General features: G+C 65.8%; 25 protein-coding genes. 12 read left to right on the plus strand and 13 right to left on the minus strand.

Going from position 1 to position 26,426, the window contains the following annotated elements; translation table 11 throughout:
• The first annotated feature begins 9 nt into the window (after positions 1-9).
• Together C4S71_RS11090 and C4S71_RS22605 are read left to right on the plus strand one after the other, a co-directional pair.
• Positions 10-729, plus strand: a complete 720-nt coding sequence (locus C4S71_RS11090; protein WP_086510102.1) for a response regulator — start codon at positions 10-12, stop codon at positions 727-729.
• Positions 730-884: 155 nt separating this feature from the next.
• Positions 885-1,529: a hypothetical protein gene (locus tag C4S71_RS22605; RefSeq protein WP_191223290.1), complete on the plus strand. Its 645-nt coding sequence runs from the start codon at positions 885-887 to the stop codon at positions 1,527-1,529.
• A gap of 80 nt (positions 1,530-1,609) precedes the next feature.
• Here the strand turns inward: C4S71_RS22605 and C4S71_RS11100 are convergent, their stop codons facing one another.
• The 3 genes from C4S71_RS11100 to C4S71_RS11110 all read right to left on the minus strand — a co-directional run bounded on the left by C4S71_RS11100 (position 1,610) and on the right by C4S71_RS11110 (position 4,836).
• Positions 1,610-2,929 carry a TRAP transporter large permease gene (locus C4S71_RS11100; protein ID WP_086510103.1) on the minus strand — a complete coding sequence of 440 codons (1,320 nt, stop codon included), beginning with the start codon at positions 2,927-2,929 and terminating at the stop codon, positions 1,610-1,612.
• On the minus strand, positions 2,926-3,522 hold the full coding sequence (locus C4S71_RS11105; RefSeq protein WP_086510104.1) for a TRAP transporter small permease subunit: 597 nt from the start codon (positions 3,520-3,522) through the stop codon (positions 2,926-2,928). Before C4S71_RS11105 ends, C4S71_RS11100 begins: the two co-directional genes overlap by 4 nt.
• A gap of 114 nt (positions 3,523-3,636) precedes the next feature.
• A complete protein-coding gene (locus tag C4S71_RS11110) occupies positions 3,637-4,836 on the minus strand; it encodes a TRAP transporter substrate-binding protein (RefSeq protein ID WP_103969153.1) in 1,200 nt (399 codons plus the stop codon).
• Between the two features lie 499 nt (positions 4,837-5,335).
• Between C4S71_RS11110 and betT the strand changes: the two genes are divergently transcribed.
• Positions 5,336-7,381 carry a choline BCCT transporter BetT gene (gene betT / locus C4S71_RS11115; RefSeq protein WP_086510141.1) on the plus strand — a complete coding sequence of 682 codons (2,046 nt, stop codon included), beginning with the start codon at positions 5,336-5,338 and terminating at the stop codon, positions 7,379-7,381.
• Positions 7,382-7,561: 180 nt separating this feature from the next.
• Positions 7,562-9,307, plus strand: a complete 1,746-nt coding sequence (gene dauA / locus C4S71_RS11120; RefSeq protein ID WP_086510106.1) for a C4-dicarboxylic acid transporter DauA — start codon at positions 7,562-7,564, stop codon at positions 9,305-9,307.
• Positions 9,308-9,313: 6 nt separating this feature from the next.
• Here dauA and C4S71_RS11125 read toward each other — a convergent pair whose 3' ends face one another.
• From C4S71_RS11125 to C4S71_RS11135, 3 genes are all read right to left on the minus strand, one after another.
• Positions 9,314-9,733 carry a secondary thiamine-phosphate synthase enzyme YjbQ gene (locus tag C4S71_RS11125; RefSeq protein WP_086510107.1) on the minus strand — a complete coding sequence of 140 codons (420 nt, stop codon included), beginning with the start codon at positions 9,731-9,733 and terminating at the stop codon, positions 9,314-9,316.
• A gap of 146 nt (positions 9,734-9,879) precedes the next feature.
• Positions 9,880-10,317, minus strand: a complete 438-nt coding sequence (locus C4S71_RS11130) for a cupin domain-containing protein (protein WP_086510108.1) — start codon at positions 10,315-10,317, stop codon at positions 9,880-9,882.
• Between the two features lie 35 nt (positions 10,318-10,352).
• Entirely contained in the window at positions 10,353-11,144 is a 792-nt protein-coding gene (locus tag C4S71_RS11135) for a methyltransferase domain-containing protein (RefSeq protein WP_103969154.1), read from the minus strand.
• Positions 11,145-11,314: 170 nt separating this feature from the next.
• Here C4S71_RS11135 and C4S71_RS11140 point away from each other — a divergent pair, with 170 nt between their 5' ends.
• The 3 genes from C4S71_RS11140 to C4S71_RS11150 are packed head-to-tail and all read left to right on the plus strand — an operon-like array spanning position 11,315 to position 13,533.
• On the plus strand, positions 11,315-12,016 hold the full coding sequence (locus C4S71_RS11140) for a sigma-70 family RNA polymerase sigma factor (RefSeq protein WP_200825279.1): 702 nt from the start codon (positions 11,315-11,317) through the stop codon (positions 12,014-12,016).
• A complete protein-coding gene (locus C4S71_RS11145) occupies positions 12,013-12,276 on the plus strand; it encodes an anti-sigma factor family protein (protein ID WP_103969155.1) in 264 nt (87 codons plus the stop codon). Before C4S71_RS11140 ends, C4S71_RS11145 begins: the two co-directional genes overlap by 4 nt.
• 12 nt (positions 12,277-12,288) lie before the next feature.
• Entirely contained in the window at positions 12,289-13,533 is a 1,245-nt protein-coding gene (locus C4S71_RS11150; RefSeq protein ID WP_103969156.1) for a MerC family mercury resistance protein, read from the plus strand.
• Positions 13,534-13,567: 34 nt separating this feature from the next.
• On the opposite strand, the gene adhP is transcribed toward C4S71_RS11150, so the two are convergent.
• The 7 genes from adhP to pedF all read right to left on the minus strand — a co-directional run bounded on the left by adhP (position 13,568) and on the right by pedF (position 21,826).
• Entirely contained in the window at positions 13,568-14,596 is a 1,029-nt protein-coding gene (gene adhP / locus C4S71_RS11155) for an alcohol dehydrogenase AdhP (RefSeq protein WP_103969157.1), read from the minus strand.
• Between the two features lie 151 nt (positions 14,597-14,747).
• Positions 14,748-16,268, minus strand: a complete 1,521-nt coding sequence (gene exaC / locus C4S71_RS11160; protein WP_103969158.1) for an acetaldehyde dehydrogenase ExaC — start codon at positions 16,266-16,268, stop codon at positions 14,748-14,750.
• Positions 16,269-16,516: 248 nt separating this feature from the next.
• Positions 16,517-18,295 carry a PQQ-dependent methanol/ethanol family dehydrogenase gene (locus tag C4S71_RS11165; RefSeq protein WP_086510114.1) on the minus strand — a complete coding sequence of 593 codons (1,779 nt, stop codon included), beginning with the start codon at positions 18,293-18,295 and terminating at the stop codon, positions 16,517-16,519.
• A gap of 278 nt (positions 18,296-18,573) precedes the next feature.
• Entirely contained in the window at positions 18,574-19,518 is a 945-nt protein-coding gene (locus C4S71_RS11170; protein WP_103969159.1) for a quinoprotein relay system zinc metallohydrolase 1, read from the minus strand.
• Between the two features lie 2 nt (positions 19,519-19,520).
• Positions 19,521-20,324, minus strand: coding sequence for a quinoprotein dehydrogenase-associated SoxYZ-like carrier (locus C4S71_RS11175; RefSeq protein ID WP_160113379.1), 804 nt, complete (start codon positions 20,322-20,324; stop codon positions 19,521-19,523).
• A 5-nt stretch (positions 20,325-20,329) separates the two neighbouring features.
• On the minus strand, positions 20,330-21,322 hold the full coding sequence (locus tag C4S71_RS11180) for a substrate-binding periplasmic protein (protein WP_086510116.1): 993 nt from the start codon (positions 21,320-21,322) through the stop codon (positions 20,330-20,332).
• A 42-nt stretch (positions 21,323-21,364) separates the two neighbouring features.
• Positions 21,365-21,826, minus strand: coding sequence for a cytochrome c-550 PedF (pedF, locus tag C4S71_RS11185; protein ID WP_235014324.1), 462 nt, complete (start codon positions 21,824-21,826; stop codon positions 21,365-21,367).
• A gap of 309 nt (positions 21,827-22,135) precedes the next feature.
• On the opposite strand from pedF, the gene C4S71_RS11190 reads away from it, so the two are divergent.
• The 5 genes from C4S71_RS11190 (at position 22,136) to C4S71_RS11210 (ending at position 26,420) form a co-directional block, all read left to right on the plus strand.
• Positions 22,136-22,615, plus strand: coding sequence for a cupredoxin domain-containing protein (locus tag C4S71_RS11190; RefSeq protein WP_103969161.1), 480 nt, complete (start codon positions 22,136-22,138; stop codon positions 22,613-22,615).
• 44 nt (positions 22,616-22,659) lie between these two features.
• Positions 22,660-23,844: an ABC transporter substrate-binding protein gene (locus C4S71_RS11195; protein WP_103969192.1), complete on the plus strand. Its 1,185-nt coding sequence runs from the start codon at positions 22,660-22,662 to the stop codon at positions 23,842-23,844.
• A 64-nt stretch (positions 23,845-23,908) separates the two neighbouring features.
• Positions 23,909-24,892 carry a YVTN family beta-propeller repeat protein gene (locus tag C4S71_RS11200; RefSeq protein WP_086510120.1) on the plus strand — a complete coding sequence of 328 codons (984 nt, stop codon included), beginning with the start codon at positions 23,909-23,911 and terminating at the stop codon, positions 24,890-24,892.
• Complete coding sequence (locus C4S71_RS11205) at positions 24,889-25,617, plus strand: ATP-binding cassette domain-containing protein (protein ID WP_103969162.1); 729 nt, start codon at positions 24,889-24,891, stop codon at positions 25,615-25,617. Before C4S71_RS11200 ends, C4S71_RS11205 begins: the two co-directional genes overlap by 4 nt.
• Positions 25,614-26,420, plus strand: a complete 807-nt coding sequence (locus tag C4S71_RS11210) for an ABC transporter permease (protein WP_103969163.1) — start codon at positions 25,614-25,616, stop codon at positions 26,418-26,420. The genes C4S71_RS11205 and C4S71_RS11210 overlap by 4 nt, the downstream gene beginning before the upstream one ends.
• The last annotated feature ends 6 nt before the right edge of the window (positions 26,421-26,426 follow it).

A 26,426-nucleotide genomic window follows, 5' to 3' on the forward strand; every position in this document is an offset into this window, starting at 1 on the left:
AAGGCGCCCATGCATGACTCCGACGCCCCACGTGACACCCTGCTGATCGTCGAGGACGAACCCAAGATCGCCCGTCTGGTAGCCGACTACCTGGAGGGCAGCGGCTTTGCCACCCGCCACATCGACCATGGCGACCAGGTGCTGCCATGGCTGAATGAGCAAGCCGGCGAGGAACGGCTGCCCGCCCTGGTGCTGCTCGACCTGATGCTACCCGGCACCGACGGCCTCACCCTGTGTCGCGAGATTCGCCAGCGCTGGCCCGGCATTGCCATCATCATGCTCACGGCGCGGGTCGAGGAGGTCGACCGCCTGCTGGGCCTGGAGCTCGGCGCCGACGACTACATCTGCAAGCCCTTCAGCCCGCGCGAGGTGGTGGCCCGGGTCAAGGCGGTGCTGCGGCGCAGCCAGGCGCTGCGCGACCCCGCCGCGGCCGGCGGCAGCCAGCTCACCCTCGACGACGAGGGCTGGCGCGCGCTGGCCGACGGCCAGGACCTGGGGCTTACCGCGGTGGAATATCAACTGCTCAAGGTGATGATGCAGGCCCCCGGCCGCATCTTCACCCGCGACCAGCTGATGGACCGCATGTACCGCGATCATCGCATCGTCTCCGAGCGCACCGTGGATAGCCACGTCAAGAAGCTCCGGCGCAAGATCGCCGACATCTGGCCCGAGCGCGAGATCATTCGTTCTGTCTACGGAGTGGGCTACAAGTATCAGCCTGAAGAGTGAGCGTCCCTGCCTGCCCATTCGGCCGACGATGGAATCCAAGCCAGGTTGTCCTGTCGAACGACGACGAGCCTTTGTAGTTGCACGATTGCTGCAAGTTGATTGCACAGGGCCGTACGACACTGCAAGCATCCACTCAACGTGAAGGAGTCACTCGCATGCGCCGTACCATTACCCGAAACATGCTGATGCCCGCCCTGCTCGCCGTCGCCATCGCCCCCATGTCGCTGGCTGCGGTGGCCGCTCCCGGACAGGGCGAAGGCGGCTGGCACGAGCAACGCCAGGAACGTTTCCAGGAGCGGCGCCAGGCGCTGTTCGAGCGTGCCGGACTCGACGAGGAGACCCGCAGCGCCCTGGAAGAGGCCCACGATGAGCACATGCAGGCGCTGCGCGAGCTGCACGAGCAGCACCGCGAGCGCATGGACGAGATCCTCGACGAGGAGCAGCGTGAAGCCCTGCGCGAGGCCAAGCGCGAAATGCGCCAGGAGCACCGCGCCGAGCGTGGCGGTGAGCGTCGTCAGAGCATGCAGCAGCGCCTGACCACTCTGGTCGACAGCTGGGAGCTCTCCGACGAGGAGCGCGAGCGGCTGACCGAACTGCGCGAATCCCTGTATGCCGACATGCAGGAGCTGCGCGGCCAGGAGTTCGACTCCCGCGAGGAGCGCCGCGAAGCGTGGCAGGAACTGCGCGACGAACATCGTGAAGCCTTGACGGAAGTGCTCACCGAAGAGCAGATCGACGCTCTCGAAGCGTTCATGAAATCAGGCAAGCACAAAGGCCACAAGCATCACGGCCGCGGCTGATCGCCAAGCCGCACCAGGTGCGATACGAACGGGCCCGGCATTGCGCCGGGCCCGCTGCGTTTCTTCTGGCATCTTCGCTATCAGTTGTAGAGCACCCCCGGCAGCCAGAAGACGATACTCGGCACCATGTAGAGAATGAACATGGCCACGAACACCAGCAGCAGGAACGGGGCGATGCCGATGAAGATGTCGTTGAGCTCGATGCCCTTGGGCGAGATGCCCTTCAGGTAGAAGGCCGACATCGCCATGGGTGGCGTCAGGAACGAGGTTTGGATGTTGAGCGCCACCAGCACGCCGAAGAACAGCGGGTCGATGCCGAACAAGTGCAGCAGCGGCAGGAAGATCGGCACGAAGATGATGATGATCTCGGTCCATTCCAGCGGCCAGCCGAGGATGAAGATCAGCAGTTGCGCCAGCAGCAGGAACTGCAGCGGCGTCAGCGACATGCCGCTGATCCAGTGCTCGATGAGGGAATGGCCGTCGAGCAGCGAGAACACCGAAGAGAAGATCCACGAGCCGACGAACAGCCAGCACACCATGGCGCTGGTACGCGCGGTGAGAAACACCGCCTCGCGCAGCCGCGCCAGGGTCAGCTGGCGGTAGGCCGCCGCCAGCAGGATGGCGCCCAGCGCACCGATACCCGCAGCTTCGTGAGGCGTGGCCAGGCCGAAGAGGATCGCCCCCAGCACCGACATGATCAGCACGAACAGCGGCACGAAGGAGGTCAGCAGGCCCCGGTAGACCTCTCCCAGCGGCACGTCGAGCTTCTCCGCCGGCAGCTTGGGCGCCACCTTGGGGTTGATCATCGCCCGCCCCATCACGTAGACGATGTACAGCCCCGCCAGCAGCAACCCGGGAATCAGCGCCGCGGCATACAGACGTACCACCGAGACGCCGGCCATCGCCCCGTAGAGGATCAGCATGATGCTCGGCGGGATCAGAATACCGAGGCAGCCCCCGGCACAGATCACGCCGCTCGACATGCGCTTGTCGTAGCCGGCGTTGAGCATGGCGGGCAACGCCAGCAGCCCCATCAGCGTGACCACGGCACCGACGATGCCGGTGGCGGTGGCGAACAGCGCACAGGTGATCAAGCTGGCCACCGCCAGCGAGGCGGGCATGCCGCGAGCGGCAAGCTGCAGGCTGGCGAACAGCCGGTCGAGGATGTTGGCCCGCTCCACCATGTAGCCCATGAACAGGAACAGCGGCACGGCGATCAGCACGTCGTTGGACATCACGCCGTAGGCACGCTGCACCAGCAGCGAGAAAATGATGTCGCCGATGGCGAAGTAGCCGAAGCCGATGCCCATGGCGATCAGCGTGAAGGCGATGGGAAAGCCGAGCATGATCAGCACGATCAGCATGCCCAGCATCAGGATACCGATTTCCGGCTCGCTCATTGGCGGGGCTCCCCTGACTGTTCCTGGGCGGCCTTGATCTCCGCCTCCTTGTTGATGGGAATGGCGATCTCCTCCACGTCACCCAGCCGGCGCGGCCACTTGCCGTGCATGAGGCACATCACGCAGCGGGTCACTTCCGCCACCCCCTGCAGGGCCAACAGCGCCGCGCAGGCGGGAATCACGAACTTGTAGGGCCAGATGGGCGGGCCACCGGGCGTATAGGAGCTGTGCTCGTTCTGACGGTAGGAGATGGCGAAGAAGTCCCAGCCGTAGAACAGCAGCGCGAAGATGCCGGGGTAGAAGAACAGCAGGTAGAGCGCGAGCTCCAGCCCGGCCTGGACGCGGGTGGGGAAGTAGCGCGACACCACGTCGGCCCGCACGTGGGCGTTGTGAGCCAGCGCATAGGCGCCGCTCATCATGAACAGAGTACCGTAGAGCATGTAGCTGGTGTCGTAGGCCCAGGTGGTCGGCGCCCCCATGGCATAGCGCATGAAGACCTCGTAGCTCACCACCAGCGTGAGGATCAGAATCGCCCAGGCAAAGGTCTTGCCCACCCAGGTGCTGAGATGGTCGATGAAGAACACGAAACGCATGGTCACCTCTCACCATCCCTGCGCCACCCACCGGGGTGGCGCAGGACGGAACATGAACCCGGCAACGTCCTGCTCCGGGGCAACATGCCGAACCGGGCCCGCAGGCCCGGCGGCTCACAGGATGGTTGAGGTGTCGGTTGGCGACTTGCCGTAGAAGTGCACGTAGGCCGGCTCCTTGGGGGTGGTGTGCTCGAGGTGGTAGCCCACGACCCGCTCACAGTACTCCCGCTGGTGGTCCACCACCTTCTTGAAGAACTCGTCGCGGGACTCGTTCTCGATCACCTTGTCCCACGCTTCGAGCTGGGCCTGCAGCACCGAGTCGGGTGTGATGTAGGTCTGTACTCCCTGCTGTTCGCGCATACCGTTGAGATCGCGCGGATAGCGCTCCATGGCCTTCCAGTACATCTCGGAAGAGGCCGCCTTGGCGGCATACTGCAGAATGGCCTGGAACTCCTCGGGCAGGCTGTCGTGCCGGTTCCTGTTGAAGATGATCTCGAAAGCCTCGCAATCCTGGTGATAGCTGCGCAGCATCCAGGTCTTGCTGACGTCGGGGAAGCCGAGCAGCCGGTCCGACGAGGGGTTGTTGAACTCGGCGCCGTCGAGCAGGCCGCGGTCCATAGCCGGCACGATGTCGCCCCCGCCCATGATGGTCACGGCCGCGCCGAACTCGCGCATCAGGTCGGCCGCCAGGCCCACGGTGCGGTACTTGAGACCGCGCAGGTCGTCGGCGCTGCGAATCGGCTCCTTGAACCAGCCCAGTGCCTGGGTAGGCATAGGGCCGGTCTGGTAGCCCACCAGCGGCAGCTCGAGCATCTCCAGCAACTCGCCGTAGAGCTCCATGCCGCCGCCGGTCCAGTACCAGGCAAGGAACTGATGGGCATCCCAACCGAAGGGTGGTGGCGTGCCGAACAGCGAGAAGGCCTTGTGCTTGCCGTACCAGTAGGCCGTCACGCCATGGCCGCCGTCGAGCGCGCCGGAGATCACCGCATCCTGCAACTGCAGCGCTCCGACCACGGCACCGGCCGGCAGCAGGTTGAGCCGCAGGCGACCGCCGGACATCTCGTTGACGATGCGCACGTAGTCGGCAGCGAACTCGTGGAAGATATCCTGGTTGGGCCAGGTGCTCTGGAAGCGCAGCGTAGTGGTCTGAGCCACGGCGATACTGGGGAAGCCCACCGCGGCGGCCGCCCCGGCCCCCACGGCCGCTGCCGATCCCGTGAGGAAACGACGACGCGAGGTGTCGGTGGTGGATTTGCTGTCGCTGGCGCTCTGCCCGCCGGCCTGGGCCGCGAGCGTTTTCTTTTCTTGAGCCATCAGATACTCCGGAAACAAGCGTTATCGTTGTACTTCTTGCCCGCACGAGCCGGCACCGGTCCGAGCGGTCTTCCCGAAAGCATCCATGCCGATACTGGCATAGCGTGCATGTTCCCTGACTTGCAGTCGGTTACATCAGGTATAGCTGGGGTAAGTAAGCCTGCAAGCTAACTTTGCGTAGACTCGTTAACGTTTTGCCCGAATCTGTTAACGCAGGGTTGAAGGGCACAGGCAAAGCGCGTATTTTATTTGAACGTTCATTCAAAAATAAGAGCGGCTTTCCGCCATGAAGTTGTCAGCCCTGACGCCATCATTCCAATTCCGCCGCAGCGGCGTACGAACGGTCTCCTTTCGGCTTCGGTAGTCGCCGACGGTTCCGTCAGGTCTGAAGCATTGAATGGTCCTCAGGCGTGCTTTCGATTGTTGCAAAACAATCCAGAGCACGTCTCGACAGGGATTGGCGGAAAGGTTCATTCACTTCGGAATGGAGTTCGCCTACATGGCGCAGAACCTACCCAGCGAGCGTCGCGATCGGCTCAACCCCGTGGTCTTCCACGGCTCGATGGCCGGCATTCTGGTCTTTCTCGTGCTCACCATGACCTTCACCGAACAGGCCGGCGCCTTCTTCGATGCCGGCCTGGCCTGGGTCAGCGAAACCTTCGGCTGGTACTACATGCTGGCGGTGCTGGCCTACCTGGTCTTCGTGATCGCCATCGGCATGTCGCGCTTCGGTCGCATCCGTCTCGGTCCCGACCACTCACGACCGGAGTTCTCGACGCTCTCCTGGGCGGCCATGCTGTTCGCCGCCGGCATCGGCATCGACCTGCTGTTCTTCAGCGTCGCCGAGCCGGTGGCCCACTACCTGATGCCGCCGGAGCTGACTCCCGAAAGCCAGGAGGCCATGCGCGCCGCCGTGGTCCAGACCTTCATGCACTGGGGGCTCTCCGGCTGGGGGCTCTACGTGCTGATGGGCATGGCGCTGGCCTACTTCAGCTATCGCCACCGCCTGCCGCTGGCCATCCGCAGCGCGCTCTACCCGCTGCTGGGCAAGCGTATCCACGGCCCCATCGGTAACGCCGTGGACATCACCGCGGTGATCTCCACCGTGTTCGGCATCGCCACCAGCCTCGGCATCGGCGTGATGCAGCTCAACTACGGCCTGGCCTACATGTTCGACGTGCCCGAGAGCCTCTCGGTGCAGATCATCCTGATCGCGCTGGTGGTGGTGCTCGCCACCATCTCGGTGGTCAGCGGGGTGGAAAAGGGCATCCGCCGGCTGTCGGAGTTCAACATGCTGCTGGCGCTCGCGCTGCTGCTGTTCGTGCTGTTTCAGGGCCACACCCTGCAACTGCTCGACATGGCGGTGAACAACGCCGGCGACTACCTTTCCAGCTTCGTGGCCATGAGCTTCAACACCTATGCCTTCGCCGGTGAAGAGGCCAACGAATGGAAAATGTGGTGGACGATCTTCTTCTGGGGTTGGTGGATCGCCTGGACGCCCTTCGTCGGCCTGTTCCTGGCGCGTATCTCCCGCGGCCGCACCATCCGTCAGTTCGTCGCCGGAGCGCTGGGCATTCCGCTGGCGTTCATGATGGTGTGGATGTCGGTGTTCGGTAACAGCGGCATCGAACTGGTGGCCAACCAGGGCGTCGTCGAGCTCGGCGAACAGGCCCTGAACACTCCGCAGACCACCATGTACACGCTGCTCGAGTACTACCCCTGGGTCGGCCTCACCGCCGCGGTGGTGACGATTCTCGGCATCGTCTTCTTCATCACCTCGGCGGACTCCGGCGCGCTGGTGCTGGCGAACTTCACCTCTATCCTGTCCGACGTGAACCACGACGCCCCGATCAAGCTGCGCATCTTCTGGTCGGCGGTGATCGGCCTGGTGACGGTGGCACTGCTCATGGCAGGCGGCCTGGCGGCGCTGCAGAGCGCGGTGGTGATCACCGCCCTGCCCTTCTCGCTGGTGATATTCGCCATCATGCTCGGCATGTACAAGGCGTTGAAGCTGGAGGGCAGCAAGGCCGAAGCGCGCCGTCGCATTGCCGGCACCGCCCCGGGCGGCGACTGGCGCGAGCGTCTCGACCGCGCCCTGGATACCTCCACCCGTGCGGGCGCCGCCGCCACCCTCGAGCACGCCATTCGCCCGGCGCTGACGCAGTTCGCCCAGGAACTCGAAAGCCGCGGCCAGGAGGCCAACGTGAGCGAGGAGCAGCTCGAAGGCGAGGCGCTGCCCTGCCTGACCCTGCAGGTGGACCTGGAGAATGCTGCCAGCTTCGTCTATCAGGTGTGTCCGCACCGCATGCGCACGCCGAGCTTCCTGCCGGCGGACGACGACTTCTACGTGCGGTTGGACGTCTATCTGGCCGAAGGCGGCCAGGAGAAGGATCTCAACGGCTTCACCCGCGGCCAGGTGATCGCCGACGTACTCTCGGAGTACGAGCGCCATCTGCACTTCCTGGCCCTGGCCGGTCAGGGCGGCAGCGTGCAGGCCATGCCGGGAGCGGTGGGCGAACCGCCGGCGGACGCCAGCCCGGCCTGACCGGCTCGCTTGACCTAGCGCGGCGACACCTTCGGGTGTCGCCGCTTTCTTTTGCAACTTGGGCATAGTCTGAAAAGTCGGCGAGCGCTGGCCGGATAAGACATAGACGTTTGCCGCCTTGTGGCGACGCAATATGCAGGAGTAACGTTATCGTTACCTTGCGCCTCTCTCGGTATCGCCATGGCCCGCTCCCGCTTCCCATCCGGTTTTCGATTCCCCCTGCCCGGCAGCGCGCTGCTCGCCGCCTGGCGAGAGGGTTACGGCCTGGCCGAGCTCAAGCGCGACCTGCTGGCCGGCCTGACCATCGGTATCGTCGCGGTGCCGCTCTCCATGGCCCTGGCCATCGCCACCGGCGTGCCGCCGCAGCACGGTCTGTATACCGCCATCGTGGCCGGCGCCATCATCGCCCTCACCGGCGGCTCGCGCTTCAACATCTCCGGCCCCACCGCCGCTTTCGTGGTCATCCTGTTCCCCATCGTCGCCAGTCATGGTCTCGGTGGGCTGCTGATCGCCACACTGATGGCGGGACTGATCCTGGTGGCGCTGGGGCTGGCGCGATTGGGCAACCTGATCCAGTTCGTGCCCTATCCGGTGGTGCTCGGGTTCACCGCCGGCATCGCCGTGGTGATCGCGCTGCTGCAGCTGCCCGACTTCCTCGGGCTGGACGATGTCGCGCTCGGCGACAGCACGCTGCACAATCTGGTGACCATCCTGCATGCCCTGCCCTCGCTGGCGCCGGCCGAGCTGGGTATCGGCCTGATCACGCTGGGCACGCTGATCCTGTGGCCGCGCTCGAAGCTGCCGGTGCCGGCCCCGCTGGTGGGCCTGGCGGTGGGTACGCTGGCTGCCCTGGCCGCCACCTGGTGGGGCATGGAAGTCGAGACCATTGCCTCGCGTTTCAGTTGGGAATACCAGGGCCAGAGCGGCAGCGGCATTCCGCCCTTCGCCCCGGGGCTGGTGCTGCCCTGGCGCCTGCCGGGGCCGGACGGTCTGCCGCTCACGGTGGATTTCGCGCTGATCCGCGAGCTGCTCGGCCCGGCCTTGGCCATCGCCATGCTGGCTGCCATCGAGTCGCTGCTCTGCGCGGTGGTGGCCGACGGCCTGACGCGCACCCGCCACGACCCCAATGCCGAACTGATCGGCCAGGGGCTGGGTAACATTGCCGCCCCCTTCTTCGGCGGCATCACCGCCACCGCGGCGCTGGCGCGCACGGCCACCAACGTGCGCAGCGGCGCCTTCTCGCCGCTGGCCGCGGTGATCCATGCGCTGGTCGTGCTGCTGGCGGTGGTGGCGCTGGCGGGCGTGCTGGCCCTGGTGCCGATGGCGGCGCTGGCAGCGCTGCTGTTCATCATCGCCTGGAACATGAGCGAGGCGCGCCACTTCATGCACACCTTGAAGAGCGCGCCGGGCAGCGACGTCGCCATCCTGGTGATCTGCTTCCTGCTCACGGTGGTGTTCGACATGGTACTGGCGGTGGCGGTCGGCATCGGCCTTGCCGCGGCGCTGTTCATTCGCCGCATGGCCCATCTGACCCATGCCCGCCGCCTGGAGCCGGGCCACGACGAGGAGAGCCGCGACCTGCCGCGCCAGGTAGCGCTGTATGACATCAACGGGCCGCTGTTCTTCGGCGCCGCGGAGAAGGCCGTATCGTCGCTGCGGGTGGTGGACCCCGAGGTGCGGGTGGTGATGCTCGACATGCGCGACGTGCCGAGCCTGGATGCCACGGCCATCGTTGCCCTGCAGTCGCTGGTCGAGGAACTGAGTGCGCGCCAGGTGGGGTTGATCTTCATCGGCATGCCGGCGCGCATGGTACTCAAGCTCAAGCGCGCCGGCGTCAAGCGTCAGGCCGGGCGCCTGGCCGCCGTGCGCCAGCCCGCCCAGGCCCGCCGGCTGGCCGAGCAGTGGCTGGCCGCGCCGGCCGCTTGAAACGCGCTACTCGCCCTGCAGCGTGGCGATCAGCCGCCGCGCCCCGCCGTGGTCGCGATGCTCGCCGAGCCAGATGCCCTGCCAGGTGCCCAGCGCCAGGCGACCGTCGCGCACCGCCAGGGTCAGTTGGGTGCCGAGCAGGCTGGCGCAGACGTGGGCGGGCATGTCGTCCGGCCCCTCCAGGGTGTGGCGGAAATAGGGCAGATCCCCCGGGATGCGTTCGCGCAGGAAGGCGTCGAGGTCGTGGCGCACGTCCGGGTCGGCGTTCTCGTTGAGGGTCAGCGAGGCCGAGGTGTGCAGCAGCTGCAGATGCAGCAGGCCGACCTTTACCTCGCGCAATTCGGCCAGCGCTGTGGCGATCTCGTCGGTGATCAGATGAAAGCCGCGCGAGCGCGGCGCCAGGCGCAGTTCCTGCTGATGCCACATGATGGCGTTCCTCGTGCGGGGTTTCCGCCATGCTAGCGCGCTATCTCACGACTGCAACAGCACCGCCCCGACGGGCATCACCCTGCACGTTACCATCCAGTGCAGTTGCCGCGGGGTCGCCTCCCCCGCGACAACTGCCACAGCGGTCACTCGCTGGCCACCGTGGTGGGCTGCCCCTCCGCTGCGGCGAACACCACCAGAATCCTGGCATCGCTGTCGCTCACGTTGAAGAGCTGGTGATCGCGATTGAGCGCTTCGACATAGGCCTCTCCCGTGCCGTACACATGAGGATCGCCACCCTCCGTGCGCAGCTCCACCTCACCTTCGAGCACGAAGACATAGACGGGCACCGGGTGTTGATGCAGTGGCGTCCTGCCGCCCGGCTCGATGGTACCGATCACGGAGACGATCTCGGGCGTCCCCTCCGGCCAAGCGATGGTATCGCCATCGCGGGTCACGGTCGTCTTCAACACCGGTGAGGTCGCGAATCCCTCCGGCAAGGCGTTGTCCTGGGCGAGTGCCCAGGGTGGAAGGACCGCAGCCAATCCAAAGGCCAGTGCGATGGGCGTGATGATCGTTTTCATGGTTTCACTCCTCTTCGATATGAAGATCCCGCTACTCAGTGCTTGATCGCCAGCAGCGAGATGCTCTTGACCCCGTAGGTAGCGCAGGCCGCCTGGGCCGACGCGGTCAGGAAGCGGTACTCGGGATGCTCGCGCCAGACCTCGATCTGCAGCCCGGCCGCCTCGATGGCTGCACGATAGGCATCCTGCTGCAGGGCGCCACCGATGCAGGCGGCCCAGAGCGTGGCATTGCAGGAGACGCTCTCGGGTAGCGCCGTTTCGGTGACGATGTCGGCCAGCGCCAGGCGTCCACCGGGGCGCAGCACCCGCGCCGCCTCGGCAAACACCTTGGCCTTGTCGGCGGAGAGGTTGATCACGCCATTGCTGATCACCACATCGACGCTGGCATCGGCGAAGGGCGGCGACTCGATGTAGCCGGCATGAAAGGTGACCTGCTCGAAGCCGGCTTCGCGCGCCAGCCGCTCGGCCTTTCCACGCTGGGCCTCGGTCATGTCGAGCCCCAGCACCTGCCCGCCCGGCCCCGTGGCCAGTGCCGCCAGCAGGCTGTCCATGCCGGAGCCGCTACCGAGGTCGAGTATCGTCTCGCCGGGCTGTATGGCAGCCAGATCGTGGAAATGACCCACCCCTGCGAAGGAGGCGATAGCCGCCGCCGGGATCCGGTCCAGGCCTAGCGGATCGTATCCGAGCCGCTCGGCCAGAGGGCGCCCCATCTCGAAATGGAACTCTCCTGCGGGCGCTTCGGCCACCTCGCGATACATCGCCTTGACGCGCTCCTCCAGCTCCCGGCGGTCCACGCTGGCGGCCGCTGTATTTATCGTGTCGCTCATGACGCTTGCTCCTGTTCGGCTGATATGAACGGCACCGCCTGGTGCCGTACGGCCAGGACGCAGCGCACGGAGAAAGGGTTCCCATGGGAACCGAACGTGGGGATGACGCGTCCTGGCGATGTGCGCTTGCCCAGCAGGGGCGAGCGAGCCAAGCTTCAAGAGGTATCGCCATGACAGTGGCCGGTTCCTTGCCCTGCCAGCCGGGGGCTTCGCCCATCGCCGGAAGCCCGCTTGCCACGGGAACGATCATGCGCTTCGACGATACCGCCAGTCGGCGGGAGTGGTTCGAGCGGCGCCTGGCGCCGCTGTTGGACCGTCTATACGGCACGGCGCTGCGGCTGACCCGCAACCCCGCCGATGCCGAGGATGTCGTTGCCGAGGCCGTGGCCAAGGCCTGGAGCCAGCTCGGCCGGCTGCAAGACCCCGAGCGCTTCGAAGGCTGGCTGTTTCATATTCTCACCAATACCTTCATCAGCGAGTGGCGCCGGCGTCGCTGCCGCCCGCAGAGTGCCAGTGCTGACATCACCGAACCCAGCGAACTCGACAGCGCCAGCTTCACGCTTTTCCAGCAGCTGCATCAGCCCTTTCTGCTGTGGTGGGGAAGCCTCGAAGAGCAGTTCTTCAATGGCCTGCTGCAGGAGGACCTAGAACGGGCACTCGATGCGCTGCCCGATGCCTATCGGGTGACGATTGTGCTGGTCGAGGTGCAGGGCTATACGTATGAAGAAGTCGCGAGACTGCTCGGCATTCCGGTAGGCACCGTGCGCTCGCGGTTGAGCCGGGCACGTTCCCGTTTGCAGAAGATGCTCTGGGACCAGGCCAGGGAAGCAGGCGTTGTGCTCGGCAACAAAGAGGGAGGGACACGAGAATGAATCCCAGGGCAATGAGCTGCGAAGAGGTCATCGAACGACTCTTCGACTACCTCGACCGGGAGCTCGATTCCCAGCAAGCGGCCGATATCGAATGGCATCTGGCACGCTGTCGCGATTGCTTCACGCGGGCCGAGTTCGAACGTCGACTGCGAGCCCGGGTGGCAGCCACCGGCACGGCGAAGGCCCCACCGCGCCTGCACCAGCGCATCAGGATCCTGCTCGACGGCTTCGACGAGCCCGACCCCGGCAGGAACCCGTGAGGAGAACGCAGCATGGTGGCCATACTCGGTTACTCCCGCCCCCAGATCCTGACCGCGGTGCAGCAGATGTACACCGCCGTGGCAGATCGACCCACCGCCCCTTTTCACTTTCCAGTCGGTGTCGCAGCCAGTCGCCGGCTGGGTTATGCCCCCGAACGGCTGGCCACCTTGCCCACCGAGGTCAGCGATGCCTTCGCCGGCGTCGGCTGCCCGTTTCGCGCCGAAGCCATCCGCCGCGGCGACCGGGTGTTGGACATCGGCGCCGGAGCGGGCGGTGACGCCCTGATCGCGCGTCAACTGACCGGCCCCCAGGGACATGTCATCGCCCTCGACCTGACGGCCGCCATGACCCGCCGGCTTCAACAAGCCGCCGAGCGCCACGCCATCGATCACCTGGCCGTGGTTCAAGGCTCCGCCGAACAGCTGCCGCTACCGGACGCCAGCATCGACAGTATCACCAGCAACGGCGCGCTCAACCTGGTGCCGGACAAGCGCCTTGCCATTGCCGAGATGTTTCGCGTACTCAAACCCCACGGTCGCGTACAGCTTGCCGACGTGGTGATCCATCGCCCGGTGTCGGTGGACTGCCATGAAGACCCACGCCTGTGGGTGGAGTGCGTGGTGGGCGCCACGGTGAAGGAGGAACTGCTGGCACTGTTCGAGGAAGCCGGCTTCGAAGACGTCACCATCGTCGGCAGCCATGACTACTTTGCGCTGAGCCCCAGCGCCCAGACCCGTGAGATCGCCGCCGGCTTCGGTGCGCACTCCGTCGAAATCGGCATGCGCCGTGGCGCTCACAAACCCGCCTGGCTTCAGCGCTGGTGGCGTCGTCTCGATCCGCGACGCTGGCTGCGACTGTGGTATCGCCGGGGCTTGCTTGGAATGCTGGCCTGGCTGCTGGCCCTGTTGAGCTGCTATGGCACCCTGGCACTAGTGGCCCTGCTGCCGCTGCTGGGCGTTCACCTGACCCTCGACGAAGGCCTGTGGGCCGGTACCATTGCCGTCCTGGTGTTGCTGACCCTGGCCATGGCAGCGACGGGCATTCGCCGGCATCATACGCCGTGGCCCGCTCTGACGGCAGCCGGCGCAGCGTTGCTGGTGCTCTACGCTTTGTTTATCGATTACGACATGGCATTGGAGCTGAGTGGCTTCGTGCTGCTGGCAGTCGCCGTGGGATGGGACGTGCTCTTGCGTCGTCGAAGTGAAGCCGAGCTGCTAGGGGTGGAAAAAAAATGGCGCGACCGGAGTCGCGCCTGAACGCCGCCAGCTCAGGCGACGAGAGAGCAACCTTTCAGCTGGCCAGGTCGAGCACCACCCGGCCTTCTATCCTGCCTTCATGAAGACGCTGGAAGACGTCGTTGATGTTCTCCAGGCGGTCGGTGCTCACCGTGGCCTTGACCTTGCCCTCGCCGGCGAAGTCGAGCGACTCCTGCAGGTCCTGGCGGGTGCCGACGATGGAGCCACGCACGGTGATGCCGTTGAGCACGGTCTCGAAGATCGGCAACGGGAAGTCGCCGGGCGGCAGGCCGTTGAGCGAGATGGTGCCGCCGCGGCGTACCATGCCCTGGGCCTGCTCGAAGGCCTTGGGCGACACCGCCGTGACCAGCACGCCGTGGGCGCCACCGATGGCCTTCTTGAGATAGGTCACCGGGTCGGTCTTGGCGGCGTTGACCGTCACGCTCGCCCCCAGCCGCTCGGCCAGTGCCAGCTTGGCGTCGTCGATGTCGACCGCGGCCACGTTCAGTCCCATGGCCTTGGCGTACTGCACCGCCATGTGGCCCAGGCCGCCGATGCCCGAAATGACCACCCACTGGCCGGGGCGGGTGTCGGTGACCTTGAGCCCCTTGTAGACGGTGACGCCGGCGCACAGCACCGGGGCAACCTCGACGAAGCCGACATTGTCCGGCAGGTGGCCGGCGTAGTCCGCCACCGCCAGGGTGTAGTCGGCGAAGCCGCCGTTGACCGAATAGCCGGTGTTTTGCTGCGACTCGCACAGGGTTTCCCAGCCACCCAGGCAGTGCTCGCAGTGGCCGCAGGCGGAGTGCAGCCAGGGCACGCCGATACGGTCGCCCTCCTTGAGGTGCTTGACCCCGGCACCGACGGCGGCGACGTGGCCCACGCCTTCGTGGCCGGGAATGAAGGGCGGATTGGGCTTGACCGGCCAGTCGCCGTGGGCGGCGTGCAGGTCGGTATGGCATACACCGGAGGCAGCGATCTTGACCAGCACCTCGCCGGGGCCGGGACGCGGTACCTCGACCTCCTCGATGGCCAACGGTTCGCCGAACTTGCGCACCACGGCGGCTCTCATCGTCTTGTCCATAGCCTTGCTCTCCTTATCTCTCCTGTCGTGTCGGACGGCAGTTGCCGAAGACGGAATCAACGCAATCGCCAGGGCCTGGAGTGGTGGGCCACTCTCGAAAAAAGAGGAAGGACGCCGCCCGGTCGGGCGGCGTGGTTCACGACATGCTGGCTCAGAAGAAGCCGAGCGGGTTGATGTCGTAGCTGACCAGCAGGTTCTTGGTCTGCTGATAGTGCTCGAGCGCCACCTTGTGGGTCTCGCGGCCGACGCCGGACTTCTTGTAGCCGCCGAAGGCGGCGTGAGCCGGGTACTGGTGGTAGCAGTTGGTCCACACGCGGCCGGCCTGGATGCCGCGGCCCATGCGGAAGGCGACGTTGATATCGCGGCTCCACACCCCGGCGCCGAGACCGAACTCGGTGTCGTTGGCGATGGCCAGGGCCTCGGCCTCGTCCTTGAAGGTGGTCACCGCCACCACCGGGCCGAAGATCTCCTCCTGGAACACGCGCATCTTGTTGTTGCCCTTGAGCAGGGTCGGCTGGATGTAGTAGCCCTTGTCATAGGCCGGGTCGAAGCTCTCCTTGTCGCCGCCGGTGAGGAACTCTGCCCCCTCTTCGCGGGCGATGTCCATGTAGGACATGATCTTGTCGAACTGCTCCTGGGAGGCCTGAGCGCCGACCTGCACGTCGGTGTCCAGCGGATTGCCACGCTTGATCTTGCCCACCCGCTCCATGACCTTGGCCATGAAGGCGTCGTAGATGTCTTCCTGGATCAGCGCCCGCGACGGGCAGGTACACACTTCACCCTGGTTGAAGAACGCCAGCACCAGACCCTCGGCGGCCTTCTCGATGAACGCCGGCTCGGCGTCCATGATGTCGGCGAAGTAGATGTTGGGCGACTTGCCGCCCAGCTCCACGGTGGAAGGAATGATGTTGTCGGCGGCGCACTTGAGGATGTGCGCACCCACCGGGGTGGAGCCGGTGAAGGCGATCTTGGCGATGCGCTTGCTGGTGGCCAGCGCCTGACCCGCCTCGGCGCCGTAGCCGTTGACCACGTTGACCACGCCCGGCGGCAGCAGGTCGCCGACCAGCTTCATCAGCTCGAGCACGGAAGCCGGGGTCTGCTCGGCGGGCTTGAGCACCACGCAGTTGCCGGCGGCCAGGGCCGGGGCCAGCTTCCACACTGCCATCAGCAGCGGGAAGTTCCACGGGATGATCTGCCCCACCACGCCCAGCGGCTCGTGGAAGTGATAGGAGACGGTGTTGGCGTCGATGTCGGCGGCGGTGCCTTCCTGAGCGCGGATACAGCCGGCGAAGTAGCGGAAGTGGTCGATGGCCAGCGGCAGGTCGGCGTTGAGGGTCTCGCGCACCGCCTTGCCGTTGTCCCAGGTTTCGGCAACGGCGAGTTTCTCCAGGTTCTGCTCGATACGGTCGGCCATCTTGAGCAGGATGTTGCTGCGCTCGGTGGCGGAGGTCCGGCCCCAGGCGGGAGCGGCGGCATGGGCGGCATCCAGCGCCTTGTCGATGTCCTCGGCGGTGGAGCGTGGAATCTGGCAGAACACTTCGCCGTTGACCGGGCTGACGTTGTCGAAGTACTGGCCCTTGACGGGTGGGACGAACTCGCCGCCGATGTAGTTGCCGTAGCGCTGTTCGAAGGTGATGACGGAACCGGACTGACCGGGATTGGCGTAGATCATGATGCTAGCTCCTGATTGAGTTGTTCTTGCTCGGCAATGCAGAGAAAGGCTGCTTGCTTTCGGGTCGTCGGTGCTGTCGGGTACTGCCCCGGCTCACTCGACCGACCCGCCAGGAAGCGAGTCTTGTAGCCAGTGTAGATACCCTTTGAAGGCCTGCCCCATACTTCATTTGAAGGAGGATGGGGTGGCCTTTGGTAGTAGCCTGCCGGGCCCAGTTGCGGCCCGGCGGGCAACGCTTTCGCCCCCTCTTACTGCGCGTACTCACGCGGCAGCTTGAAGGTCCACAGCATGCCACCCTGGTTGAAGTTCTTGATCACCTCGGCCACCTCGCCGCCCCACAGTGGCACCGCACCGCCCCAGCCGGATACCACCGAGACGTACTGCTCGCCATCCATCTCCCAGGTGATGGGCGTACCGACCACGCCGGAGCCGGTGTTGAAGCCCCACAGCTCCTCGCCGGTGACGGCATCGAATGCCTTGAGATAGCCCTCCGGCGTACCGGTGAAGACCAGGTTGCCGGCGGTGGTCATCACGCCGCCCCACAGCGGGGCGCGATTCTCATGCCGCCAGACTTCTTCGCCGGTGCGCGGATCGACCGCCCGCAGCACACCGATGTAGTCGTCGTTGGCGGGCCGGATGGTGAAGCCCGCGCCCAGGTAGGCCGCCCCCTTGCGGTAGGAGACCGGTTCATTCCAGATATCCATCATCCACTCGTTGGAGGGGATGTAGAAAAGGCCGGTGTCCTGGCTGTAGGCCATGGGGTTCCAGTTCTTGGCTCCCAGGAAGGCCGGATAGGCCTGCACCGACTCGCCTCGCTCATCCGCCACATCCGCCGGATTGCCCGGTCGCCCCGCGGGGTTGAAGATCGGCCGGCCGTTCTCGTCCAGGCCTTCCGCCCAGGTGATCTTGTCGGCGAAGGGGAAGCCGCGAATGAACTCGCCGTTTTCACGGTTCAGCACGTAGAAGAAGCCGTTGCGATCCGCCGTAGCGGCCGCCTTGATCACGCTGCCGTTCTCCTCGTAGTCGAACGAGATCACCTCGTTGACGCCGTCGTAGTCCCAGCCGTCGTTGGGCGTGGCCTGGAAGTGCCACTTGATGCTGCCGTCGTCGGGGTCGATGGCCAGCCGCGAGGAGCTGTAGAGGTTGTCGCCGGGACGCAGGTGAGAGTTCCACGGCGCCGGGTTGCCGGTGCCGATCAGCAGGGTATGGGTGTCGGCGTCGTAGAAGCCGCCCAGCCAGGGGGCGCCGCCGCCCTGCTGCCACATGTCGCCCGGCCAGGTCAGTCCGGCCTCACCGCCGGTGATGCCGTTCTCTACCGCTTCGCCGTTCTCGTAGACGTAGCCCATGTGGCCCTCGATCACCGGTCGGGTCCACAGCTCGTCGCCGGTCTCGGCATCGAAGGCGAAGATCGTGCCCACCACGCCGAACTCGCCGCCGGCCACCCCGGTGATCAGCTTGCCGTCGATCACGATGGGTGCCGCCGAAATCGCGTGGCCCGCCTGGTAGTCGGCCACGCGCTTGATCCACTGCACCCTCCCGGTCTCGCGGTCCAGCGCCACCAGACGTGCATCCAGGGTGCCGAAATAGACCTTGTCGCCATAGATGGCGGCACCGCGGTTGACCACGTCGCAGCAGGGCATGATCCCATCCGGCAGACGCGCCTCGTACTGCCAGATCTCCTCGCCGGTATAGGCATCCACCGCCCAGATACGCGAGTAGGAGCCGGTCACGTACATCACGCCGTCCTTGACCAGCGGCTGGGACTCCTGGCCCCGCTGCTTCTCGCCACCGAAGGAGAAGGCCCACACCGGCCTGAGTTGATGAACGTTGTCGGTATTGAGTGTCGTCAGCGGGCTGTAGCGCTGGCCGTGCAGGCCCATGCCATTGGTGACCACCTGATCGGTGGTGAGATGGTCGTTGAGCATGTCGTCGAAGGTGACGGCCTGGGCCTGGGCGGAAATGGCCAGGGCAAGGGCCGTCAGGGCAAACGGTCGAGACAGCTTGCCGATGGGAAATGACTGAGTCATGACGCTCTCCGGAGGGGCAGTAGGTCAACAGGATTGTTATTCGCTCCAGCGCCGCTCCTGCCAGGCGCTTCACGACTCAATGTGTATCATGTGTTACGGGCCAGCCATGGCCAACAGGGACGACATGCTCTCCTCACTTGGTCGTAATACTCCCCGGCTCCTGAGTGAAAAATGACCCTGAGAATGCAAAAAAGCCACCCGCCTTCCTGCTGACAGGAAGAGAAGTGGCAAGAGCCATGCGCGACAAGAAACGGCAATGAATCGGGGTCGGTGTGGTGTCATCCTCCTTCGGAAATCAGTTCGAGTGCCTCCAGCTCATAGCGCCCGTAGAGGTGCACCACGCTGCGCATCAGCTCGTGGCGAGCCACGGCAATTTCATCGAATCGTTCGGGAATCGGCAGTGCCATGACCTCGCTTGCGGTCATGCCGGCGCCGGCGGCACTGCGCAGGGTGTCGTCCAGCCAGGCGAGATAGTCGTGCATCTGCTCGAAGGGTTCCGTTCCCTCCACCACCGGCCCATGACCGGGCACCAGGTAGCGGAAATCGAGCGCTTCCAGCGTACGCAGCTCCTCACGCCAGACGTCGATCCCCGGTGTGTGCGGCGTGGTCGGTGCACGTTGGTAAAACACCATGTCGGCGGCCAACAGCACACCGGTCGTATGATCCAACAGCACCAGATCGGCGCCCGAATGCCCGCTCATGGCGATCAGCTCGAGCTCCCGGCCGCCGATCGTCACTCGCCCGGGGGTCACCGCTTGCGTGGGCAGTACGACCTCGGTACCGCGCATCCAGTCGCCCAGCGCGCGGTAGAGGTTGTCCGCGAAGTCGTCGCCCTGCGCGGCGAGACGCTGGATGGTGCCCTCCAGGGCATGGAGGATGTCGGCATCGAAGGCCTGATTGCCGAAGACGTGGTCGGGATGGTGATGAGAGAGAAACACATGGGTGATGGGCAGCGCGGTCACCGCCTCTATCGCTTCGCGCATCTGCTCGCCGTAGCGACGCGATGGTCCGGTATCGAACACGACCACCCCTTCCTCGGTGATGAGGAAGGCGGTATTGACGATATTGCCGCCATTGGCGCGGGCAAAATCCTCCCTGGCGCCTTCGAAGACCCATACACCCGGGGCGATCTCCAGCGGCTCGAGAGAGTAGCGATAGGCATCGGCATGGGCGGTGAAATTCCCCACCATCAGACAGCCCAGCAGCAGCAGGACTTGGCGCATGCTCATCCCCCCAGGCGGCTTTCGATGAGGTTGCCGCCATTGTCGCGCAGCAGCAGGGTGATGCCGGCCGGGGCGTCGTCGTGCTCCAGGTCGAAGACGAACAGCGGGTTCTCCGAGGCGGACTCCGACAGCGACATGCTGGCCAGGCGCTGTTGGCTCGCCGTGTGGCGGAGCTCCACGCTCTCGATGTTGAAGCGGGGAATGTTGGCCACCATGCCGGAATCCATGGGGTGCATGACCTGGGCCTTGAGCCGGCTACCGGCCATGCCCCCGGCCGGCGAGAACAGGGCGCCGCGCACCTGGCCGAAGCTGTTCGCCCAGTCGGGGTTGCTGGCGGTGGCGCTGGGCGCAGTGCACCCGCCGCCGGCAGCCTCGACGTGAACGCTGCCGATGTGCCAGGTGTCCTGGTCGTCACGCACCGCGGCGCGCACGGTGGACGCCTGCTGAATGCGGAAGTTGAGCGCCACCGTGCGGATGTCGGCCGCCTCTGGGCGCAGGGTGAAGAGATGCGGCACCGGGTTGAGGTCCACCCAGGCGATCACCTCCTGGACGGCATGGGGAAACGCCGACAGATCGACGGTCAGCGGCACCTGGGTGGCATCCTCGGCGAAGGGCGGCGCCTTGAGTACCACCGTGTCGCTGTGGCGGATGTCGGCCCCCTCACCCAGGTAGCGGGCCAGGTTGTAGTCCCACATCGGTGAGCGAAAGGGATCCTCCGGCACCTCGGCGGCCACCGGCGTGACCGTCAGCCAGGCCAGGGCCAGCAGCCAGACGCAGCGGCACGATTCGGGTAGCAAGCGGGGCATCGCCGTCACTCCGTCTGGCCGAGGATCTCGGCGTAGAAGTCGGGCATGCGGTAGACCAGTGCATGGGCCTGAAAGATGTCGCCCAGGCTGCCCTCGCGCAGCGCACGGTCGACGATCGCCTCGACGGCATAGCCCAGCTGGCGATGGCTTTCGCGCACCGCCATGCCGATGTCCCATTGCTGGCGGGAGATGCCCGGAAACACCGCCTCGGCGAGGCGGAAATCATGCTGCGGATACTGCGCCAGATAATGTTCGAGCTCGCCGCGCATGGCCATGACCCCGGCCACCTCGCCGCGGGCCATGGCGGCGAAGGCATCTCCCACATCACGGTAATGGCGTACGCCATCGCGCAGCTGGCCGCCCATGGTGGCCGTCAGATAAGTGGCCGGCAGGGTGTCGTACTCCGCGCCGATGCGCTGTTGGCGGAAGCTGCCCAGGGTGACCTCGCCCTCGAGCCGGCCGGCATCGTAGGCGATGTCCCACTGCTCACGCTGATAGGGGCCGAACATCACCACGCTCTTGTTGATGTACTCGCCGGTGGAGTCGCGCATGTAGGAGAAGTCGCGGTCGTAGGGCACCCGCATCATCACGTCGGCCACCTGAGTGGGACGCAGATAGTGGCCGCGGGAGACACTGTTGCCAAGATCCCGCCCCAGGCTGCTGCCTGGCTTGATCCAGAAAGGCCGAAACTCCACGCCCAGCCCGGCGGCGATGGCCCGGCCGATCTCGGCATCGATACCGCGCGCCTCTCCCTGCTCGTCGCGATAGGCGTAAGGGGGAAAGTCCTGGTAGAGCCCGATGTTGATATGCCCCGATGCCAGGACCTCATCCAGATCGCGCAGCGCAGGGCGCCGCAGCAGCTCGGCGCTGGCTTGGCTTCGCGTCACCTCGTGGGCGGTTTCGAGTGCTGCCGCCGAGAGTTCGCCCGCACCGCTTGGCGGTGCCAGCAGCAGCCAGCCGGACGCCGCCAGGACGCTGATCCAGTTGCGCTTGCCCATGATGCGCTCCTCCTTCCCGGAAAATCGGTCGGCGGGCGCCCCTCAGGGGGTCACCGATTCGATATAGGTCTTGATCGCCCAGATGGCGGTCTGATCGAGGTTGGACTTGAACGACGGCATCCCCCGCTCGGTGCCATTGACCACGCGCTGCAGATAGAACTCGTCGTCCCACTCCTCGAGGTTGCGCAGATCGGGGGTCAGACCGCCCGACATGGCCTGGATGCCGTGACAGACGGCGCAGTTGCCGGCGTAACCGCGCTCGCCGACTGCAACCGCCTCGTCGTAATGGTCAGCGTGCTGGTTGCCGGAACGGAAGGGGTTTTCCATCAGCGGCGCCTCGCCCAGGTCGGGCAATCCCTTGGTGTCGACCTCCTGGGGCGTGACGTCGCCATGCCCCAGGGCAGCGCTGGCGGCGCCCAGCGACAGGGCCAGCAGCGCCACACCGGCGAGGCGTCGGGAGACGTGAACGGCGGAAGAAAGGACAGGAAGGGGCATGCGGTTCATGGGAGCACCTGTTCTTGTGGTGATTGACTCGTTGTAGTGACTGGCTGGTGGTGACTAGCTGCGTCGAGTCTGGTCACAACGCAGCGCAGCCGCATCGCCACTTTTTGCCCCTTCCCCCTCCTTCCTTGGTCGTAGTTCGCTTTTCCCGCCCTGCTCCCGTCGTAAGCCCTTGGGAGGAGCACAAGGGCCCCATGGTGGCATGGGCCATCTGCGGGTGAAGTGCTGAACTGCTCCACATCCCTCACACGAACGATCGTCACGACAACCCTCATCACGACAACTCTCATCATGACAACAAGGACAACGAACATGACTGACGCCCCCCTTACCTCACCGGTCGCACGCCCCACGCGCCCTACCCACCGCCAGCTCGGCCTGGCACTGCTCGCTGCGGCCCTGGGCCTCTCCTCGACCCTGGCCCTGGCGGCCGGAGATCTCGCCACCCGCCCCGAACGCCTGGAACGGCTGGTGATCGGCACCGGCGAGAGCATGCTCGGCGTATCGGTACGCGAACATCACATGGAGACCGGGCAGTCCTACCGCCTGGTGATCGAGGCCACCGGCATGCAGGAGTGCGCCTGGGTGGCGCCCGGCTTCTTCAAGAACGCCTGGCTGCGCAAGATCGAGGTGGGCAACGTCGAGATCAAGGCGCCCACCCTCACCGAGCTGGAGTTCGAGCGGGAGGGCGAGGCGGAGCTGTTCTTCGTACCCATTCGCCCTGGCACCTACGAATGGGCCTGCGCCGGTCTGGAAGAACGCGGTGTGACTGGCACCTTCATCGTGCAGTGACCTGACCTTTCACTGCCCCACAGGAGCCGATCATGAAGCCGATCATGAAAGAGTCCCCGCTTAGCCGTTGCCTGGCCGGCGGCGTATTCCTCGCTACCTGCCTGCTCGCCCCACTGACTCAGGCCGATACGCTCGAGGTGCGTTTCGGCTACCTGCAGTGGCAGCCCGACCGCGGCCCGGCGCTGGCCCGGCTGACCCCCGAGCCCGAAGACGCCGGCCTGCAGGGGGCGCAGCTGGCGATCAACGACAACCTGAGTACCGGCCGCTTTCTCGGCCAGCACTATCAACTCGAGAGCGCCATCCTGGGCAGTGAGGACGCCCTGCTGGAAGCGCTGGCCGCCATGCTCGACGCCGACATCGAGTTGATCGTGCTGAACGTGCCGGCGACGACCCTGCGCAAGGCGAGCGAGATCGGCGGCGAGCGCGCCCTGCTGTTCAATGCCGGCGCGCGTGACGTCTCGCTGCGCCTCGACGAGTGCTCCCCCTATCTGCTGCACACCGTCCCCAGCCACGCCATGCTCACCGATGCCCTGGCCCAGTGGTTGAACGTGCGCCGCTGGCGCTCGGTGTTTCTGATCAGCGGAACGACCGACGACGACCGGGCCTGGGCCGAGGCCTTCCGCCGCTCGGCGCAGAAGTTCGCCTTGAACGTGGTCACCGACAAGGAGTGGACCTTCGAGGCCGACATGCGCCGCAACGCTTCCGCCGAGCTGCCGCTGTTCACCCAGGGGCCCGACTACGACGTGGTGGTGGTGGCCGACGAGCGCAACGACTTCGGCGACTTCGTGCCCTTCAACACCTGGCTGCCCAGGCCGGTGGTAGGCACCCAGGGCATGTCGCCGGATGCCTGGCACCCGGCCATCGAGGCGTGGGGGGCAGCGCAGTTGCAGAACCGCTTCGCCAAGCAGGCCGAGCGCCCCATGACCGGCACCGACTACGCCGCCTGGGCGGCGGTACGCGCCGTGGGGGAAGCCGTGACGCGCACCGAGAGCGCCGACATGGAGATCCTGCGCGACTACCTGCTCGGCGACGACTTCGAGCTGGCCGCCTTCAAGGGCCGGCCGCTGAGCTTCCGCGACTGGAACGGCCAGCTGCGCCAGCCGGTGCCGCTGGCTCACCCCAACAGCCTGGTGGCCATGGCCCCGTTCGAGGGCTTCCTTCACCAGCACACCGAGCTAGACACCCTGGGCTACGACCGTCCGGAAAGCCGCTGTCGCCTGCGCGACTGACGCCTTGCCCGCCGATCTCCGTGCCTGCCGATCTCCTTGCCTGCCGAACTACAGGAGCAGAACAATGAAACTCCCCATCCGTCTTGCCGCCGCCGTGTTGATGTTTGGCCTCTCCTCATCGCTGTGGGCCCAGAGTCTGGCCTACGTCTCCAACGAGCGCGATCACACCATCTCGGTGATCGACATGGCCACTCTGGAGGTGGTGGACACCTTCCCCGTCGGCCAGCGCCCACGCGGCATCCTGCTCTCCCCCGACGAGAGCCTGCTCTATGTCTGCGCCAGCGACGACGACACCGTTCAGGTGGTCGACCTGGCCACACGCCGCGTCATCGATACCCTGCCCTCCGGCGAGGACCCGGAGCAGTTCGCCCTGCACCCCAACGGGCGGCATCTCTACATCGCCAACGAGGACGATGCCCTGGTCACCGTGCTCGACGTGGAAACCAAGCGCGTGCTGGCCCAGATCGAGGTCGGCATCGAGCCCGAAGGCATGGGGGTGAGCCACGACGGCCGCTGGGCGGTGAACACCAGCGAGACCTCCAACATGCTGCACTGGATCAACACCGAGACCTTCGAGATCGAGAAGAACATCGTCATCGGCTCCCGCCCGCGCCACGTGGAGTTCACCCGTGACGACGCCCTGCTGTGGGCCTCGGCGGAAATCGGCGGCACCGTGCACATCATCGACGTCGAGAGTCTCGAAGAGATCCACACCATCGACTTCCGCATTCCCGGGGTGAATCAGGACCGGGTTCAGCCGGTGGGCATCCAGCTCACCTCCGACGGCCGCTACGCCTTCGTCGCCCTGGGCCCCGCCAACCATATCGCCGTGGTGGATGCCCAGACCTTCGAGGTGCTCGACTACCTGCTGGTGGGCGCCCGGGTGTGGCAGGTGGCGCTCAGCCCGGATGAAAAGACACTGCTCACCACCAACGGCGTGAGCGGCGATGTCTCGGTGATCGACGTGGACAAGCTGGAGGTGATCAAGAGCATCGACGTGGGCCGCTTCCCCTGGGGAGTGAAGATCACCTCGGGAACCCAGTCATGAACGTGCAAGCCCTCGGTATCGGCTATCGCTACCGACACGATCCCGTCCTGCAGGAGGTCAGCTTCACGCTGGCCTCCGGCCGTTTCCACGCCCTGCTGGGCCCCAACGGCGCCGGCAAATCGACCCTGTTCGGCCTGCTCACGCGACTGCTTGCGCTGCAGCAGGGCGATCTGCTGCTGGGCGGCCGCTCGCTCCGGCGCCAGCCGGCCGCGGTGATGCGCCATATGGGCGTGGTGTTTCAGCAGAACGCCCTGGACCTGGATCTCAACGTGATGCAGAACCTGCTCTATCACGCCGCCCTGCACGGCATGTCACCACGCGAGGCCCGCCGGCGCTGCGCCGAAGAGCTCGAGCGCCAGCGGCTGGACGCCCATGCCCGCACGCCGGTGCGCCGGCTCAACGGCGGCCACCGCCGCCGCGTGGAGATCGCCCGCGCCCTGCTGCACCGCCCCGCCCTGCTGCTGCTCGACGAGGCCACCGCCGGGCTCGACCTCGACAGTCGAACGGCACTCAATGCCCACGTGCGGGAGCTGTGTCGCGAACGGGACCTCACCGTGCTGTGGGCCACCCACCTCATCGAGGAAGTCGGCGACGGGGATCGAGTGCTGGTACTGCACCGCGGCCGGCTGCTGGCCGACGAGACCGGCGAGGCGCTGTGCCGCCGCCATGGCGGTACCAGCCTGACCGAGACCTTTCACAGCCTGACCCGGGAGGCCGTGGCATGACACTGCGCGATTACTGGTACTGCTTTGTGGGCGTGCAGAAGCGCGAATGGCTGCGCTTCTGGCAGCAGCGTACGCGCTTCGCCAGCGCCCTGGTCCGGCCATTGCTGTGGCTGGTGGTGTTCGCCGCCGGCTTTCGCATGGTGCTGGGAGTGTCGATCATCCCGCCCTATGTGACCTACATCACCTACGAGACCTACATCGTGCCCGGGCTGTGCGGCATGATCATCCTGTTCAACTCCATGCAGGGCGCGCTCTCGATGGTCTACGACCGTGAGCTGGGCTCCATGCGGGTGCTGCTCACCAGCCCGCTGCCGCGCCCCTTCCTGCTGCTGACCAAGCTGCTGGCCATGGGCAGCGTCTCGGTCGCCCAGGTATACGTCTTCCTGCTCATCGCCCGCTGGGGCGTCGGCGTGCGCTCGCCGCTCGAGGGCTACCTGGCGGTATTACCGGCGCTGCTGCTGGCATCGCTGATGCTGGGGGCGCTGGGCCTGCTGATCGCCACCTGGATCAAGCAACTGGAGAACTTCGCCGGGGTCATGAACTTCGTCATCTTCCCGATGTTCTTTCTCTCCTCGGCGCTCTACCCGCTATGGCGCATGCAGGAAGCCAGCCCCTGGATCTATCAGCTGTGTCTGCTCAACCCCTTCACCCACGCCGTCGAGACGCTGCGCTTCGCGCTTTATCTGCAGTGGAACGGCGAGGCGGCCACCATCACGCTTGCCACCACTCTGGTGCTGGCCACGCTGGCAATCGGCGGCTTTCGGCCGCAGCGGACCAGGCTACTTGGCATGCGCATCAACTAAGCCTGG

The organism is Billgrantia desiderata (genome assembly GCF_900108215.1).
Classification (GTDB): domain Bacteria; phylum Pseudomonadota; class Gammaproteobacteria; order Pseudomonadales; family Halomonadaceae; genus Halomonas; species Halomonas desiderata.